Source organism: Actinoplanes sp. NPDC049118, assembly GCF_040648555.1.
Lineage (GTDB): Bacteria > Actinomycetota > Actinomycetes > Mycobacteriales > Micromonosporaceae > Actinoplanes.
Genome location: NZ_JBEZDY010000051.1, coordinates 18,059 through 35,593, shown reverse-complemented (window position 1 = coordinate 35,593; position 17,535 = coordinate 18,059). Strand labels below are relative to the sequence as shown.

The window sequence follows — 17,535 nt, the reverse complement described above, 5'->3', positions numbered from 1 at the left end:
AGGTCAGCGGCTCGGTGGTCATGTTGTAACTGTCGGTGGCGGACCTCAACGCAGAGTCCAGCGGTAATCAAGAGGACGACAATCCTGCCCCGCCCACCGGGGGCTGACGTCCGGCGGGAAGATCGGGGCGGGGTGGGTACGCTCCGCCGGTGATTACCGGCGAGCTTAAGAACAAGATTGACCGGGTCTGGGACGCCTTCTGGTCGGGCGGCATCTCGAACCCGCTGGAAGTGATCGAGCAGATCACCTACTTGATGTTCATTAAGCGGCTCGACGACCTCCAGCGGCGCAAGGAGGGCATCGCCACCCACACCGGGCAGCCGATCAAGGACCCGATCTACCCGGCCGGGACGAACCACCTCCGGTGGACCCGGTTCACCAACCTGGGCTCTCCGGACGAGATGCTGACGATCGTCCAGGGAGAGGTCTTCCCGTGGCTGCGGGAGCTCGGCGGCGACGACTCGACCTACGCGAACCACATGCGCGACGCCCGGTTCACGATCCCGACCGCCGGCCTGCTCGCCAAGGTCGTCGACATGATCGGCGAGCTGCCGCTCGCCGAGCGCGACACCAAGGGCGACCTGTACGAATACATGCTCGGCAAGATCGCCACGGCCGGGCAGAACGGGCAGTTCCGCACGCCGCGGCACATCATCCAGCTGATCGTGGAGATGATGGCGCCGGGCCCGGGCGACGAGATCTGCGACCCGGCGTGCGGCACGGCCGGGTTCCTGGTCGCGAGCGCCGAGTACGTCAGCGGCACCCACCGGGACGCGTTGCTGGACGCCGCGCAGCGACGGCACTTCAACAACAGCATGTTCCACGGGTTCGACTTCGACCGCACCATGCTCCGCATCGCCAGCATGAACATGCTGCTGCACGAGGTGGAACAGCCGGACATCCGCTACCGCGACTCCCTCGCCGAGAGCGCCGCGGGCGACGCCGGCAGATACACGATGATCCTGGCCAACCCGCCCTTCGCCGGCAGTCTCGACTACGAGACCACCGCGAAGGACCTGCAGCGCGTCGTCAAGACCAGGAAGACCGAACTGCTCTTCCTGGTGCTCTTCCTGCGGTTGCTCAGGCCCGGCGGGCGAGCCGCGGTGATCGTCCCCGACGGCGTGCTCTTCGGCTCGACGAAGGCGCACAAGGACCTGCGGCGCATGCTTGTCGACGACCACAGGCTCGACGCGGTGGTGAAGCTCCCCAGCGGCGTCTTCCGCCCGTACGCGGGGGTCTCCACCGCCATCCTGTTCTTCACCCGTACGGACAGCGGCGGCACCGACCAGGTCTGGTTCTACGAGGTGACCGCCGACGGCTACAGCCTCGACGACAAGCGCACCGCCCTGGTGGACCCGGCGAGACTCGGCGCGGCGCCGGCGGAGCCGTTGGCGGAGGGCGAGCACGCGAAGAACAACCTGCCGGACGTGCTGGCGCGATGGGCACGCCGCAACGGCGGCGAACGGGATCGGCCGCGCACCGAGCAGAGCTTCTGCGTCTCACGCGAGGAGATCGCCGAGCAGGGGTACGACCTGAGCCTGAACCGCTACAAGGAGGTCGTGCACGAGGAGCTCGAGCACCGCCCGCCGTCGGAGATCCTGGAGGACCTGGAACGGCTGGAGCACGAGATCCAGCAGGGCCTCTCCGAGCTGAAGAGCATGCTGAAATGAGCACACCGGTCCGGAAGCTGAGCGAGATCGCGGAACTCAACCCGCGGACCGCGGAACGGCCTGGCCCGGAGACCCCGGTCTCCTTCGTCGCGATGTCCGATGTGGATGCCGACGCCGGCACGACCACCACCGGCGTGGAACGCCGCTATGCCGATACGGCCAAGGGATACACCCAGTTCGCGGACCGCGACCTGCTGGTAGCGAAGATCACGCCGTGCTTCGAGAACGGGAAGATCGCCCAGGCCGGGCTCGCCCACCCGCACGGCGCCGGATCAACCGAGTTCCACGTGGTCCGACCCGATCGCGCCCACGTACACGACCGCTACCTGCTGGCCTTCCTGCGCCGTCCGGCCGTACGGGTGAAGGGCGAACGGCGGATGACCGGAAGCGGCGGCCAGCGGCGGGTGCCCGAGGCGTTCCTCGCCGACCTGGACGTCCCGCTGCCGTCGCTGGCCGAGCAGCGGCGGATCGCCGACATCCTGGACCGCGCGGACGCACTGCGCGCCAAGCGCCGGGCCTCGCTCGCCCCGATCGGGGAGCTGTACAGGTCCATCTTCCTGGAGATGTTCGGCGATCCCCTGGCCGCACCGGGACGGTGGCCGACGGCGCCGCTGGCAACGCTGGGCACCCTTGACCGGGGCATGTCGAAGCACCGTCCGCGTAACGACCCGGCGCTGCTGGGCGGCGCCTACGCCCTGGTGCAGACCGGAGACGTCGCCAGGTCCGGCGGCTACATCGAGGAGTACTCCGCGACGTACTCGGAGCTGGGGCTGGCACAGAGCCGGCTGTGGCCGGCGGGAACCCTGTGCATCACGATCGCCGCGAACATCGCCAAGGCCGGGATCCTCCAGTTCGACGCCTGCTTCCCGGACAGCGTCGTGGGTTTCAGTTCCGATCCGCAGACGGTCGAGTACGTGCGAGCCTGGCTCTCCTTCATGCAGCAGCACCTGGAACGACTGGCCCCCGAATCGGCGCAGAAGAACATCAACCTCGCCGTTCTGCGCTCACTCGAGGTTCCGCAACCGCCCCGCGCATCGATCTGCGAATTCGCCGGGAAGGTGCGGCAACTGCGGAGCATGGAGCAGGCGCGCAGGAAGCACCTGGCCGCGCTGGAGTCGCTCATGTCGGCGCTACGGGACCGCGCGTTCCGGGGCGAGCTCTAGAGAGGGGAGCGGGTGGGCAATTTCGGGTTTCTCGAGGCGGAGTGGCCGGACCTGTTCGACGAGGCCTCCCGCGCCGAACACATCGCCGGCGCCGATCCGCGTGCATCCTGCTTCTACGCCCGGCGGTGCCTCGAGCTCGCGCTCACCTGGCTCTACCGGGCGGACGGGAAGCTGCGCGCAGAGCCTGATCGACGACTTCTCGCTGCCCGACAAGGCCCCGCACATCGCGATCTCGGTCGACATGCTCGACACCGGCATCGACGTACCGGAGGTCGTCAACCTGGTCTTCTTCAAGCTGGTCCGCTCCAAGACCAAGTTCTGGCAGATGATCGGCCGCGGCACCCGGCTCCGCCCGGATCTGTTCGGCCCGGCCCGCGACAAGCAGGGCTTCCTCGTCTTCGACCTGTGCCAGAACGTCGAGTTCTTCAAGGCCGGCGTGGCGCCCGCCGAGGGGAGGGTCGCGCCGTCGCTGACCCAGCGGCTGTTCAGCCGGCGCGCCGACCTGGTCCTCGCGCTCGACGACATCCTCGAGGACATCGGGCAGCCACCCGGGGCGCAGCCCGACACTCCGGGCTCGGATCTGGACGTTCGCTGGCTCGTCGCCGGCCGGCTCAACGTCCAGGTGCGTGGCATGGATCCGGAGAACGTTCTCGTCCGCCCGCACCGCAGGCATGTCGAGTACTACGGCGACCTCTCCCACTGGGACCGGGTGACACCGGAGCGGCATCGGGAGGTGGTGGAGCACCTCGCGGCGCTGCCGTCGGGATTTCGGGGTGAGGACGACGACGGCGAGGAGGCCAAGCGGTTCGACCTGTTGGTGCTGCGGCTGCAGCTGGCCGTGGTCGGCGCCGAGCCGGGGTTCGACGCGCTGCGCGACCAGGCGCGGGAGATCGCCGGCGCGCTGCTCGACCAGACCACCATCCCGGCCGTCGCCGCACAGCAGCGGCTCCTCGACGAACTGGCCGGGGAACGCTGGTGGGCCGACGTGACCCTGCCCATGCTGGAGACGATGCGGCGCAGGGTCCGCGGGCTGGTGCGGCTGATCGAGAAGAACCGGCGGGCCGTGGTCTACACCGACTTCGAGGATCAGCTCGGTGAGCTCGGCGAGGTCGACCTGCCGGGCAGCGTCGTGGGCACCGACCAGAGCCGGTTCCAGGCCAAGGTCCGCATCTACCTGCGCAGCCACGAGAACAACCTCGCGGTGCAGAAGCTGCGCCGCAACAAGCAGATCACCGCGCTCGACCTGCGTACCCTCGAAGAGGTGTTCGTCGCCTCCGGGTTCGGCACCGAGAAGGACATCGCCGCGGCCGCCGCCGAGCACCAGGGCCTCGGCCTGTTCCTCCGCTCGCTGACCGGCCTGGACCGCGAGGCCGCCGGCGCGGCGCTCGACGCCTTCCAGGCCGGCGGCGACCACACCGCGAGTCAGCTGCACTTCCTCAACCTGCTGACCGACGTGATCGTCAAGCGGGGCATCGTCGACGCGGCGGACCTCTACGAGCCGCCGTTCACCTCGGTGGCGGCGGGCGGGCCCGGCGACATCTTCCCGGACGCCGACGTCGTGCAACTGATCAACGTGCTGGACGGGGTGCGCGCCAACGCGGTGGCCGCCTACGGTCCGGTACTGGCCGCCGGCTCCGAGCCTGCGTGAGCCTGCCAAAGGGCGCTGACCGGCATGGCGCGCAGCCTGTCGCCGAACGGCAGCGTGGAGGAGCCGGTGTAGAGGACGACGCCGGCGATGAAGTCGTCGCCGAGCCGGTCGGCGAGCCGGCGTAGCCCGCGGAAGTCGTCGGGCCCGACCGTCGAGGCCGCCTTGACCTCGATGCCGACGACGTGGCCGGACCTGTTCTCCAGCACCGCGTCGACCTCGAACTTGCTGTGGTCCCGGTAGTGGGAGAGCTCGGCCTGCTGCTCGGACCAGGTGAGCTGCCGGGACAGCTCGGACAGGACGAACGACTCGAGCAGCGGCCCGAACGGCGCGCCGGGGCGAAGCAGCGCCCGGCCGTCGACGGCGATCTCGTTGGCGGCGATGCCAGAGTCGACGAAGACGAGCTTCGGGGCGGCCGTGGCCCGGGTGCCGAGATTGCGCGACCATCCCGGTATCCGTTTGACGAGGAAGATCTCCTCCAGGGCCTGTAGGTAGCGCGCGATCGTCGGCCGGCTCAGTCCCAGCGCGGTTTCCAGCGAGTTGGCGGCGATGATGGTCGCGGACCTGGCGGCGAGCAGGCGTACCAGCTTGCGGAGCTCGCCCTTGTGCTGGATGTCGGACAGCTGCCGGACGTCGCGGTCGATGAGCGCCTGCACGTACGTGTCGAGGAACCGCCGGCGGCGCCGGACGTCGTCGCGGGACGCCGCCTCCGGAAGGCCGCCGCGCACGATCCGGGCGGCGTAGTCGGCGCGGGTCACGGCCGACTCGTGCCGCAGCTCGGTGCCGAGCGCGAAGACGGCGTCGATGAAGCCGTCCGGCTCGCCGTCCAGTTCGCCCTGGGAGAACGGCCAGAGTTCGACGGTCTCCATCCTGCCCGGGAGCGCGTCGGGCGCGGCGACCATGCCGAACAGCCGCGACGAACCGGTGAGCAGAAACCGGCCCGGCCGCGGGTCCTCGTCGACGGCGGCCTTGATGGCCAGGAGCAGCTCCGGGGCGCGCTGAATCTCGTCGATCGCCAGCAGCTCCGCGGAGTCGACGAAGCCGATCGGGTCGGCGATCGCCGCGGCTCTGTCCTGCGCCCGGTCGAGATCGCGGCGCTCGGCGAGCCTGTCGCCGGCGACGACCCGGACGAGGGTGCTCTTACCGGCCTGGCGCGCCCCGCTGATCAGCACGACGCGGGTGTCGGCCAGCGCGGCGTCGACCTGCGCCGCGGCGCGGCGTGGGATCAGGTGAGGCGCAGGCACACACCATGATAACCGGGTCGGTTTCGATCCGCGGGTTATCCGGTTTCGATCTGCGGCAGCCTGATATTCGATCTGCGGCGCGTTGGCGTTCGATTTGCGGCTGGAGCCGGACCGAACCCGGCAGCTATCCGGCGGTCCTGCCCGGGAAACGCTTACCGATCGCCCGGCGGTGCCCGGCGCGCGGAGCCGTCGCCGGCTCACCGGCGGCCCGCGACCCGCGGTAACGGCGGGCGTCCTCCGCCACCGTCTCATCGGCGTCGTTCTCCAACGCCCGCCGGATCTGCTCCGGGGTGACGGCGGACGTGGCCATCGAGCGCCGTACCTCCACCGACCGGTCGTCCAGCATGACCCGCAGGTCCGCCTCGTCCAGTTCCACCGCCCGCACCAGCGCGGCGCGGACGTCGGGCGAGGAGTCCCGGGCCAGAGCGTGCCGCTGCTCGGCGGTGGTCCGCTCGTTGACGGCGACGCCCTTGCGCACCCGAACGGTGCGATCCCGCAGCAGGGCCGAGATGACGTCCGGGTCGTGGGTGTGGCTGGCGAGCCGCTCCCGGACCTCGGGGGAGGCGTCGTCGACGAGGATCGCCGCCAGGTCGGGCTCGAGCGCCCGCATCTCGGCGAGGAGCCCGCGCAACTCCTTGTCCTGCGCCTTCACCATCACCTGGCGTACGCGGGCGTCGCACGCCGGGTTGGCCGCGACCGCCCAGCGCACCCACCGGTCCGCGTCGCCGACCAGGCGCAGCAGGTTCCCCTGCGAGGTGGCGGGATTCCTCGCGACCGCCTCCCGGACCGTGCGGTCACGGTCACGGGCGAGGGGTCGCAGCGCCTCGGCCGGGGCATCCGGACGGGCGGCGACCGCCGCACGGACCCGGACCGACGGATCGGAAGCCAGCTCGTAGAGCGCCGCGGGCGCGGTCGTGTGGTCCTGTGCGAGGGACACCCGCGCATCGATGTCGCCGGCAGCGCGCTGATTTCCCATGACCGAATTCTCGCACGGTCCGCCCGCCCCACCCTCATCCGCGGAACCGGGAGGCCGGGCATCGGCGCGGGTCGCGCGTTACACGGCCCGGTCTTCGAGGGCCTGGCGGGCCGCGGCGAGCACGACCGGGTCCTCGCAGCCCCGGGCGTACCCGGCGATCCGCCGGCGGATGTCACGGCCGAGCAGCCACCCGCCGATCCGCTCGGCGACCGGCCGCAGTGCGGCGGGCCGGCACCGGAAGTTGTACCGCCAGGTGGCGACGGTGTGTCCAGGCCGGTCCGGCGCGGGCGCGAAGCGCCAGCCGCCGCCGAACATCTCGAAGAACCACGGCCCGCGCACCATCTTCATGCCGACGTTGGTCGGCGGATGGAACGACACGTACTCGCTGATCATCGCGATGCCGTGCCGCGACCTGGTGAAGGTCCGCACGCCCTTGCCCGGCCGGGTGGCGCCGTCGACGAAGTGCTGCTCCCGCACGAACGGGTCCCACCGGTACCGCACCGGCGCGGTGGTCTGCGACACGGCGAAGGCGACATCCGGCGGCACGGGAACGACGATTGTCGCTTCAACGACGGGCATCCCGCCATTATCGGCCCGCGACGCACGGCCGGGCTACGAGATCAGGTCGCCGTTTTCTCCCGTACGCGTCCCGGCGTCCTCAACCGCAACCGGATCGCCCGCCGTCACCACGCGGCCGCCTGCCCACCGGCGGCCGTTACGCGGCCGGCGGCGCAACGGCGTGGTCGCTCAGGTGTTGAGGGGTCGCCGGGCGACGAAGAAGACGTGCGTGACCGGCCAGTCGATCGGGGTGCCGTCCATGCCGGTGAGGCTCGCGACCGGGGCGATCCGGTTCTCGACGATCCAGTCGTTGCGGGTGGTGTGACTGGCCGGGTCGATCTCGAAGCCCACGTCGGTCAGTAACTGCTTCCAGTCGGCGAACTCGAGACCGCAGAACTGCTCGCGCGTCTCCGACAGCCAGTTGTCGGTGTAGTCCTTGCGCGTCAGGTAGTCCATCGCGTCGGCGAGGCTCAGCGTGATCGTGTCGCCCTCCGCCTGGTATTCGAACGGGAACCGGTAGTCGACCGCGAACTGATCGAACCGGGCCCTGCTCGACAGGGCGCCGACGTGGTCGGCGACCTCCTTCGGAGCCAACCCCGCAAGATCCTCCCGTACGCCCGGAGGGTTGTCCCCGTCGTCCGTGCGCAGCCGGAGCCGGACCCGGCGGTCGCGGTTGTCCGGGCCGCAGACGTCGCTGTTGATCCAGATGCCGCCGGGTGCCGTCTGGTCGTAGATGGCCTGCACGAACCGCCGCATCGAGGCGGCCTGCTCGCCGTAGGACCAGATCTCGTGGGTGAGCGCGAAGGTCAGCGTCGTGTCGATCGACCGGTCGGGGAAGACCGCGCCGCCGAGGACGTTGCGGCGGTAGAAGTACACGTTGGCGTTGGCGAACACGCCCTGCGCCTTCTTGTGCACGCACTCCTCGTAGAGATGCCGGGCCACCTCGACGCCGATCAGGTCGCTCTCGCGCAGCGCCGGATCCCGGTCGGCCATCTCCAGCACCGCGCCCGCGCCGCAGCCGATGTCGACGATCCGGCCCGGCCGGACGTGCTCGTGCACGAGCCTCCACTTGCGCTGAGCGCTGTCCGCGAACGCCTCCGCGTACGTGCGGTAATCGCGGGTCGGGGTGAGCCCGCCCTCGTCGCCGACCACCGGGTCGTTGACCACCGAACGCACCGTCTCCACCAGGCGGTACCGCTCGTAGACGTCGACGGTGGCCGGATGGGCCAGGTCACGCCAGGCCGGGTCGCCCGCGGCCAGCCGCAGCAGCACGTCCCAGGGCCGTTCCGGCGCCGGGTCCTGGCCGGCCTCCACGAGGTCGATCCCGAACCCGAGCCGCTCATACAGGGCCGCCACCGCCGGCGTGGAACAGGCCACCACGGTGTTGCCCGGATGCAGGCCGAGCCCGGTCGCCACCGCGATGTTCTTCAGCGTGACCTCGGCGAACCGGTCGGTCGGCGCGGTGTCGAAGACCGGCACGACGACCGAGCGCAGCCCGGTCTGCACGCTGAACCGCTCGATCGCCGCCTCCCGCCGGTGATACGGGACGGGGTTGCGCTTGGTGTTCTCGTGGTTGGCCGAGGTGACCGCCCAGACCACGGTCCCTTCCCCGCCGCCGCAGAGCCGGCCGAGGTGCTCGGCCTGGAACCGGGTCAGCAGGTGATGGCGGCCGGGGAAGAGGACGTATTCGCTGCTCATCGCGGTGGACAATACCCCCGGGGCGTCAGCGCTTCCAGGTGTAGGTGCTCAGGTAGCGGACGTTGCCGACCTTGTCGTTGGCGCGCAGCTGGACCTTGATGGTCTTGCCGTACGCCGCGGTGTTGACCTTGAAGGAGTACCCCGAGGTCCAGTCCCACTGCGCCAGCTTGCCGTTGATCCACAGCTCGACCCGGGAGACGCCGGCGGCGTCCGAGGCCTTCGCCGTGACGGTGACCGTGCCCTTCACCTTGGCGTTGTTCTTCGGTCCCGAGGCCCAGGTCAGCGTCGGCGCGAGGTTGTCGGCGACCACGTTGCGGTTCAGGATGCCCGTGTTGCCGGCCCGGTCGATGACCTTCCACTGCAGCTTCACCGTGCGGTTCAGGGTGCCGCTGTTGTAGTTGATCGAGAACGGCGCGCTGTAGTCGCTGGCCACGTACTTGCCGTCGGCGTAGAGCCCGGCCCGGATCGCGCCGGAACCGCCCGGATAGTCGCCGCCCGCGTCGGTGATGTTGCTTGCCGTCACCGTCACCGTGCCGCGGAAGCGCTGCATGTAGCTCGGCGTGGTGGCGCCGACCACCGGCGGGGTGGCATCGACCTTGAGCACCGCCCGGTCGGCGCGAACCTCGCCGTACGCCAGCCACTTGTCCGTGGCGGCCGGAGCGGTGGCGCTGCTGGTCAGGGCGTTCTCGATGCTCCACTGGTTGGCCGCGGCGGTACGCGACTTCACCAGCCCGGCCACGCCCGAGACCAGCGCCGTCGAGAAGGAAGACCCGCAGACCTGCCGCCTGAAGCCGACTGTGGTGAGCGCGGCGGCGCAGTACGGCGCGGCCAAATCCACCCAGGTCGCCCCGAAGTTGGCGCCGGCGACGCCGTCCGGGTCGTCGGACTTCAGGTACCGCCCGCCGGACGAGTTGGTGCCGGACACGGCCAGGACGCCGGCGTTCGCGGCCGGGTAGTACTTCACGCTGCCGTACGCGTCGTTGCCGGCGCTGGCCAGGACGACGGCGCCCTTGCCGCGGGCGTAGTCGACGGCGCTCTGCAGCAGTTCCCCGGCGTCCGGGGTGCCCGGCTGGACCGGGGCGCCGAACGACAGGTTGATGATGCGGGCGCCCTGGTCGGCGGCGTACGTGATGCCCTGGGCCACCTCGCTCTCGAACGCCGTGCCCCGCTTGTCGAGCGCCTTGACCGGCAGGATCTTGCAGGTCGGGCAGGCCGCCTTGACCAGCGACGCGACGGCCGTCCCGTGGCCGTCCGTGCTGTCGTCGCCCGCGTCCGCCGGGTTCGGCGCGTTCTCCACCACGTTCACGCCCGGCAGGACCGCACCGGCCAGGTCGCCGACCGGCGTGACACCGGTGTCCACGACCGCGACGGTCTGGCTGCTCCAACCGGTGCCGGACCTGAGCGCATCCGGCACTCCGAGCTGTGCCAGCGCGTCCCAGGCGGCGGTCACCAGGTGCGATTCCGTCGGCTCGGGCTCCGGCGCGGTCGAAGACTCGGTGGGGTGACCGACCGGATTGTTCGGATCCTCGCCGATCGTGGGCTCGACCGCCGGGCTGGAGACCTCCGAGGGCGACGGCGTGCCCGGAGTCGCCGGACTCGGCCCGGCCGGCTCGGACTCCTCCAGGCTCGGCGCCTCGCCGGCCTCCGTGCCCGGCGCCTCGCCGGCCTCGGTGCCCGGCTCGGCAAGGGCCGAGACCTTGCGGTCCAGCTGTACGAACGCGACGCCGTCCTGGTCACGCAGCCGTGCCGCGACCTTCGCCGCGTCATCCTCCGAAACGAGGAGGGTGCGGGCACCGAGCCGGTCGAGCCGGCCCTTGGTCTTCAGCCGGTAGCCCTTGTCGGCGAGTTCCTCGGCCGTGTCCTGCCGCCCGGCCGCCTCGAGGCCGACGATCAGCCGGACGTCCGGGTCGGTGTCCGCGAACGCCGGAACGGTGATGCCGGCCGCCACCACGGCCACCACCCCGAGCAGACTGATCTTCAGCCGCCGGCTGTCCCGCCGCCGTGCGGTCCGCGCGGCGGACCGGTAGACGGTCATCGGGCCGCCTCGACCTGGATCTCGGCGAGCCCGACGTTGCGGGTGGTGGCGCTGACCTTGGTCGCCGTGAAGGTCATCTCGGTGACGGTGCGCTTCGTGAAGGTCACGGTGAGCGGCGTGCCGTAGTTGGGCAGGGACGGCACAACAACCGAGCTGCCGTCGCTGAACGTCAGCTTGCCCCCGGTGACCTGGTCGCTGCCGTTCGACCGGTCGTAGAGAACCACCTTGCCGACGCTCTGCGGCTTGAGCCACTTGAGCTTGAGCCAGCTCCCGGCCCTACCGCCGGCGGTCGCCCACTCGCGGTTGGTGGGGAAGCCGGCGCCGGCCGTGTAGCCGTCCACGGCCTTGGCCGCCTGCTGGCTGGCCGTCGCGTTCTGCGACGAGGCGCTCACCGTGGCCTGCGGCGCGACCGAGGTCGCGTACGTCTGCATCTCGGCGAGGCCGATGTTCTTCGTCGTCGCTGACACCCCGGCGACCGTGAACTTCAGGCTCCACACCGTACGCGGGGGAAAGCTGACGACCTTGCCCTCGCCGGTGTTCGGCAGCGCGCCCACGTTGACGGAGCTGCCGTCGCTGAACGTCAGCTTGCCGCTGGTGACCTGGTCGCCGGCGTTCGGGCGGTCGTAGAGGACCACCTTGTCGATGGTCTGCACATTGGCGAACCGGCCGTAGATCCAGCTACCGGCCTTCCCGCCGGCGGTGGTCCACTCGTTCCCCGTCGCGACCGGGTCGCCGCTGGTCAGGCCGTCGACGGCCTTGGCGACGTTGGTGCCCGAGGAGGCCGAGAGGGCCGCGAGCGGCATCACGTTCCGGCCGCCGCCCTGCTCGCCGGCGTTGCGGTACTGCCGGAACGAACGGATGTCGTACGCCCCGTTGCGGCACGCCCCGGTGGTCTGGCACACCTTCGAGTCGTGCACCGCGTACGCCATGAAGACGTCCATCTTGCGGTCGTCGACGGCGTAGAAGACGTTGGTCGGCAGGCTGTCCACGCCGTACGCCATGAAGGCGCCGATGCTGTGCGGCGTCAGATACTTCCGGTGCGCGTCGAAGGTGAGGTACGCGGCGGCCCGGTGGTCGCTGTGGTCCGCGCCGATGTTCTTGTCGGAGTAGTCCAGCGTGTGGATGGTGTCCGGCTGGAACGTGTTCATGACGCCGAGCAGCATCTCGGTCAGCCCGGCCTTGGTGTACGTGTTGACCCCGTCCACCGACGAGATCTTCGGGAGCGCACCCTGGTACAGCTCCATCAGGCTCTCGCCGTTGTTGGCCGGGAACCCGCCGCCACCACCGTCCGGCGAGCGAACGAACGCGAGCGCCACATCCGGGCGGCCGGCCAGGCTCTCATACCGAACGGCGTAGGCACCGAAAGTGACCGTCTTCGAGGCCCACTCGTTCTCGGCGTCGGCCATCAGCGCGTACGCGGCCCGGGGTCCGTTCTCCCGCTCCTGCCAGTAGGCCGAACCCGCACCGGCGTCGCCGGCCGTCATGAAGACCGTCAGGGTGCACCGGTAGGCATCGATGTCGCGCTGGACTTCCGGGTTCATGAAGAGCAGGTCGTCGTCCTGGTGCGCGACGACGTTGAGAACCCGGCCACGGGAGCAGCCGGAGGTGTCCAGAACCCCGCCGCTGGCCTGGATGGTGACCAGGGTTGCGCCGAGTAGTGCGGTGACTCCGGCGAGTGTGCCAGCCAGTCGCCTTTGCCGTTTTGATAGGTATTTGCCCAGCACGCGATTCCCCGAAGATCGACATTGAACGCGCGCGAACTGTACATGATCTACGAAACTGAAGCGGGGACCACAATGGACGGTCGATCATTTGGCAATCACATCTTGATGGCTCGCGTCGGCGTCTAGAGCGCCCCGTTAGATCACCTTTTCTCCCTTGATTCAGGTCGGCACGAAACTCTCGTCGGCCGACTCGACGCTCACGGTCTTGACGCCGGTCGCGGCGACGGCGGCGAGCCGCGCCGCTGGATCGTGTTATGTGCGGATTGTGGGTAATTGGGCCGCCGTATCGGCTTCGCGGCAGCATCCGCCCCGGTAGCTGATAGAGCCGTTGTCGCAGCACTTCCCCCAGTGCGACGTCGTGGAGCAGGTGAGCTGTTCGGCGAATCGGTCGGCCCGGGGACCTCTCCTCGTCTGTCCTCGTCCGGTGCGGCGCTTCGACAGCTTCTCCGGGGACATTTCGGTCGGCTGTGCCAGGTCCTCGAAGTCGATGCGCTGGGCCAAGCCGGCCCTTCCCTGCTCGTCGAGCCACCCTCGTCGCCAGGGCAAACCCGTCGCCGGTACGAAGATTGCGGACCGGCCCGGCAGTGGGTCATACCGCGCAGGCCGCAATCAAGTCGGGTGCCGTCCGACCGCTGCGGCGGGTGTCGACGGCGAGGATCCGCCGAAACACCACATCGGACGGTCCCTGCGGTTGGTGGCTGGTGTCCATCCCGCACGGGTGTCCCTCAAGTGATGCACATCACTGTTACGTGATCAACTGCGTGTCCGTGATGATCGATTTCGATTGTTATCACGGCATGGCGCGCTCCATGATCGATGCCCTAGTGTTCCCGGCGCTGCCAACACACATCGATCCGGGGGGCGTTATGTGGCGGAGGTTTCTGCCTGCATGTTTTGCGGCAGGCTTGGTCGTTGGCTATGTGATAGCGCCGCACACCGCACAGGCCGCAGCCGCGGCGTGCGATGAACTCGCCGGTACCGAGACGGCCGCCATCCAGTTGGCGGCGGGATGCGGCAAGCCAGTCGCGGTTGACGCCTCCCGAACCGAGTTTTCTCAGGTCATCGCGCAACCGGATGGACGCCTGACGTTCGAGTCGTCGGTCGTCCCCGAACGGGCCCGGCGCGGTTCCGGATGGGCCGACGTCGACCTGTCCCTCAAGCCCGACAGCGACGGCCGGCTGCGCCCCGCGGTGTCGGTCGCAGACGTCGCCTTCTCGGCCGACGGCACCGGGCCTCTGGCCACGCTCACTCGCGCCGGGCGGACCATGACGATGTCGTGGCCGGGCAAGCTGCCCGCGCCGACAGTCTCGGATTCTTCGGCCACCTATGCGAACGTTCTTTCCGATGTGGACCTGGTGGTTCGGGCGACGGAGACCGGGTTCACCCACACCCTCGTAATCAAAACGGCGGCCGCCGCGACCCAGTCCGCCGTGAGGGAGATCCGGTTCAGGTTGGGCGGCGACGCCCAAGTCAGGTCGGGCGGCGGAATGCTGCGCGCCTTCGGCGCCGGATCCGTCCTCGCCTCGACCGAGCCGGCACTGATGTGGGATTCGCGCCCTGCGCCCGCGGTTCAGTCCCCGCTGGCACGGGGCACAACGCGGATGCAGCCGAGGTCGACGCACGAGGGCGCCGGTGACGCGGCCCGACTGGCGCCGGTGTCGGTCAACCTCTCCGGCCATGACCTCGTGTTGCGTCCCGACGCCAAACTACTCAAGGACGCGGCTTTCCCGCTCTACGTCGACCCGGCGTGGTCGGTCTACAAGGCCAAGTGGGCGTACGCGACTGACAACGGTTCGTCGAACACCGACTACTCCTCCGCCCGGGTCGGCAAGAACCCCGACACCGGCGCCCTCTACAGGTCGTTCTTCCAGTTCCCGACCACCGCTAACGGGGTGGCACTCAAGGGCAAGCACATCGAGTCGGCGCGGGTCGAGATGAACCTGGACCACTCCTGGTCCTGCGACAGCACGGTCACCTCGATGTACGGGACCTCGGCGATTAACGCCACAATGAAGGCCAGTTGGTCGGTCATGAAGCTGAACCGGTTCCTGGACACCGCCTCCGGCCATGCCAACCAGGCAGGCGGTTGTGACTCATTCCAGGGCGACATGAAGATGAACTTCTCCGGTGCAGCGGTCACCAAATTCGCGCAGGACGGGGCAACCGGCAGCTGGACAGCGCTCGCCTTCGGCTTCACGGCCCGAGCCGATGACGGCACCGGTGAGTCGACCCAGAACCGGTGGAAGAAGTTCCACCCCAACGACGCCAGGCTCTTCATCGACTACGACACCCGGCCGACCGCGCCGACGTACCCGCAGGTGGCTACCGTGGGCTGTACCTCCGGTGCGGTGACCATCGGCACGCTGACCCCGACGTTCTCCGCGGTATTTCCGGACGCCGACAAATCCGATTCATTGACCGCAGCGTTCGAGTGGATCGAGGTACCGGCCGCGGGAATGGGCTCGGTGACCGACACCTCGCCGACCCGCAAGACCGCGCCGCCGAACAAGACATCGGTCACCCCAGGTGCCCGGGCCACCAGCGCTACGGTCACCGCGGTCAAGAACAAGACGTACGCCTTCCGTGCCAAGGCGACCGACAAAACACCCTACTTTCAGGTCAGCCCTTGGTCCGCGTGGTGTCAGTTCAAGGTGGACACGACCGTGCCGACGGTGACCGCGTCGGTGGTGACACTGCCGGCCGGAGCGGGCCAGAAGGGACGCATCCGGATCCAGTCGACCTCGCCGGATGTGACAAAGTTCCAATACGGCTGGGACGCCGCGACCAAACCGGTCACGGCGTCGGGCACCAACCCGAAGTACGCCGAGGTGGACGTCACCGCGCCGCGCTTCGGCACCAGTGTGTTGCTGGTCAAGGCCATCGACTCCACCCTGAACGAGGGCAACGGTTCGGTGGAGGTCGGCGTCGTCGGCCGGCCGTCCACGGCGGTCGCCAGGTGGGGCCTGGAGACCTACCCGGGCGTGACCGAGCCGACCGCGCTGGCCGACCGGATGCCGGCGCCGGTCGACTCCCCGCTGACCTCAGCCAACGTGAGCTGGACCAGTGACCTACGCATGAAGGAGGGCAAGACCGCCACCTTCAACGGCACCTCATCCGCCGCTACCACCACGTCTGCGCTGGTGAACACGACCGGCTCGTTCAGCGTCGCCGGTTGGGTCCGGCTCGAAGCCCTGCCGGGCACCGACATGAAGTTCGCCACGCAGGAAGGCCCCGACGCGGCCGGATTCGAGATCGGAGTCCGTCGTAGCGGCAGCCCACTGGTCCCGTACTGGTCGTTCCTGATGAAGGACAACAGCGCGCAGTCGGGCACCACCGTCGCCGCCATGTCGCCGACCGCCATCACCGCGGCGAACGTGGGTCGGTGGACGCACGTGGCTGGGACCTTCGACGCGGCCGAGAAGAAGCTCCGCCTCTACGTCGACGGGGTGCTGGTAGCCCAGGTTGACCGCACGGCTACGCCGTGGCCGGCGACGGGCAAGTTCGCGGTGGGCCGCGGATTCGGCTCCGGCGCGGGCGGCAACTTCTGGAACGGATCGATCGCGGATATCCAGGTCTTCGACCGGGTGCTCGTGGCGCTGGACTTCACCGGCCAGTTGGCTTCCGACCCCACGTCCGGCGGATTCGACGAGCCGGGGATCCTCACTCCGGCCCAGGTCGGCGGGTGGAACTTCGAGGCGGCGTATCCCTGCTTCGTCAACGACCTGCGGGACACCTGCGAGGCGCCGGATACGACCACGGCGTGGGGCCGGTGGCTGGCGCTGAGCCGGGGGTCCGACATCGCGGCTGGTCGCTCTGCCAGCAACCAGGGCATGTGGCTCGACGACCGGTACTTCCCGGCAGACGACGGCACCTCCGCTGAGACCACCGACGAATACGGCCGCAGCGCCGTGAAGACCGGGACCATCCCGCCCGACAATGACGGCAACGAGTTCACGCAGTGGCAGGACAAAACGGTGCTACGCACCGACCAGTCGTTCACGGTGTCGGCTTGGGCGATGCTCGGCGACGACGAGGGAGGCAATCGCGCCGTCGTCGCGCAGCGTGGTGCACACGAGAGCTCGTTCTGCCTGAAGTACGACGCGGACACCGGCAAGTGGGAGTTCGTGGTCGCCGCGCAGGATGCCGCCTCCACTACCTTCCACGGCGTCCAGTCCAGCTCGGTTGCCGAGCCAGGGTCGTGGACCAATCTGGTCGGCGTCTATGACGCGGGCCGTAAGCAGATCCGGATCTACGTCAATGGGACGCTCGCGGGCTGGGAGCCCTTGGGGTTCACCCCGTTCAACTCGACCGGGTCGCTTCTCGTGGGGCGCACCCAATATCACGACGCGCTAGTGGATCAGTGGAACGGCGGCATCGACGACGTCGCGGTGTACCAGGGCGCGATGAATGACGCCGTGACTTCCGCGAGGTTCGACGCGCAGGCGGCCGACCTCTCCGGCGCAAACGTGCTCGCGGTGGACCAGACGCTGCACGAGCGCGAGGCGCTTCGGTCCAACAGCGGCACCTACCAGCTGTGGATGCAGGAGGACGGCAATCTCGTGCTCTACGAGAACGACACCGCGATCTGGTCCACCAACACCACCGCAAATCCCGGCGCCTCGCTGATCATGCAGGGTGACGGCAACCTCGTGCTCTACAGCAGTGCCAAGACCATGTTGTGGTCGACCGGAACGTACGACACGACCGCCGATCGGCTGGTCCTGTACGACGACGGCGATCTGGCACTTCTCGATGCGGCTGGCCAGGTCGTGTGGCGGCGATGACGGACATGTCGACTCAAGGGGGACAGGGAATGTTCGTA

At 69.3% G+C, this 17,535-nt stretch carries 10 protein-coding genes and 1 pseudogene; 5 read left to right on the top strand and 6 right to left on the bottom strand.

Annotated elements, in window-relative coordinates; translation table 11 throughout:
- The first annotated feature begins 149 nt into the window (after positions 1-149).
- From AB0B58_RS41435 to AB0B58_RS41420, 4 genes and pseudogenes are all read left to right on the top strand, one after another.
- Positions 150-1,670 carry a class I SAM-dependent DNA methyltransferase gene (locus tag AB0B58_RS41435; RefSeq protein ID WP_360236607.1) on the top strand — a complete coding sequence of 507 codons (1,521 nt, stop codon included), beginning with the start codon at positions 150-152 and terminating at the stop codon, positions 1,668-1,670.
- Positions 1,667-2,833 (top strand): restriction endonuclease subunit S, encoded by a 1,167-nt coding sequence (locus AB0B58_RS41430; RefSeq protein WP_360236604.1) that lies wholly within the window; start codon positions 1,667-1,669, stop codon positions 2,831-2,833. The genes AB0B58_RS41435 and AB0B58_RS41430 overlap by 4 nt, the downstream gene beginning before the upstream one ends.
- 12 nt (positions 2,834-2,845) lie before the next feature.
- A pseudogene (locus tag AB0B58_RS41425) lies at positions 2,846-2,956 on the top strand (hypothetical protein); the annotation flags it as partial.
- Positions 2,934-4,481, top strand: a complete 1,548-nt coding sequence (locus tag AB0B58_RS41420) for a type I restriction-modification enzyme R subunit C-terminal domain-containing protein (RefSeq protein ID WP_360236601.1) — start codon at positions 2,934-2,936, stop codon at positions 4,479-4,481. The pseudogene AB0B58_RS41425 and the gene AB0B58_RS41420, both read left to right, overlap by 23 nt.
- Here AB0B58_RS41420 and AB0B58_RS41415 read toward each other — a convergent pair.
- The 6 genes from AB0B58_RS41415 to AB0B58_RS41390 all read right to left on the bottom strand — a co-directional run bounded on the left by AB0B58_RS41415 (position 4,442) and on the right by AB0B58_RS41390 (position 12,713).
- Positions 4,442-5,722 (bottom strand): ATP-binding protein, encoded by a 1,281-nt coding sequence (locus AB0B58_RS41415; RefSeq protein WP_360236598.1) that lies wholly within the window; start codon positions 5,720-5,722, stop codon positions 4,442-4,444. The two genes, AB0B58_RS41420 and AB0B58_RS41415, sit on opposite strands and share 40 nt — an antisense overlap.
- 124 nt (positions 5,723-5,846) lie before the next feature.
- Positions 5,847-6,698, bottom strand: a complete 852-nt coding sequence (locus AB0B58_RS41410; protein WP_360236595.1) for a hypothetical protein — start codon at positions 6,696-6,698, stop codon at positions 5,847-5,849.
- A 78-nt stretch (positions 6,699-6,776) separates the two neighbouring features.
- Entirely contained in the window at positions 6,777-7,277 is a 501-nt protein-coding gene (locus AB0B58_RS41405) for an SRPBCC family protein (RefSeq protein ID WP_360236592.1), read from the bottom strand.
- Positions 7,278-7,445: 168 nt separating this feature from the next.
- Positions 7,446-8,954, bottom strand: a complete 1,509-nt coding sequence (locus tag AB0B58_RS41400) for a class I SAM-dependent methyltransferase (protein ID WP_360236589.1) — start codon at positions 8,952-8,954, stop codon at positions 7,446-7,448.
- 25 nt (positions 8,955-8,979) lie between these two features.
- A complete protein-coding gene (locus AB0B58_RS41395; RefSeq protein ID WP_360236586.1) occupies positions 8,980-10,989 on the bottom strand; it encodes a S8 family serine peptidase in 2,010 nt (669 codons plus the stop codon).
- Positions 10,986-12,713: a PIG-L family deacetylase gene (locus AB0B58_RS41390; protein ID WP_360236583.1), complete on the bottom strand. Its 1,728-nt coding sequence runs from the start codon at positions 12,711-12,713 to the stop codon at positions 10,986-10,988. Before AB0B58_RS41390 ends, AB0B58_RS41395 begins: the two co-directional genes overlap by 4 nt.
- A 749-nt stretch (positions 12,714-13,462) precedes the next feature.
- Between AB0B58_RS41390 and AB0B58_RS41385 the strand changes: the two genes are divergently transcribed.
- The gene (locus AB0B58_RS41385) at positions 13,463-17,497 is read left to right on the top strand and encodes a LamG-like jellyroll fold domain-containing protein (RefSeq protein WP_360236580.1); all 4,035 of its coding nucleotides are present in this window, start codon (positions 13,463-13,465) and stop codon (positions 17,495-17,497) included.
- The last annotated feature ends 38 nt before the right edge of the window (positions 17,498-17,535 follow it).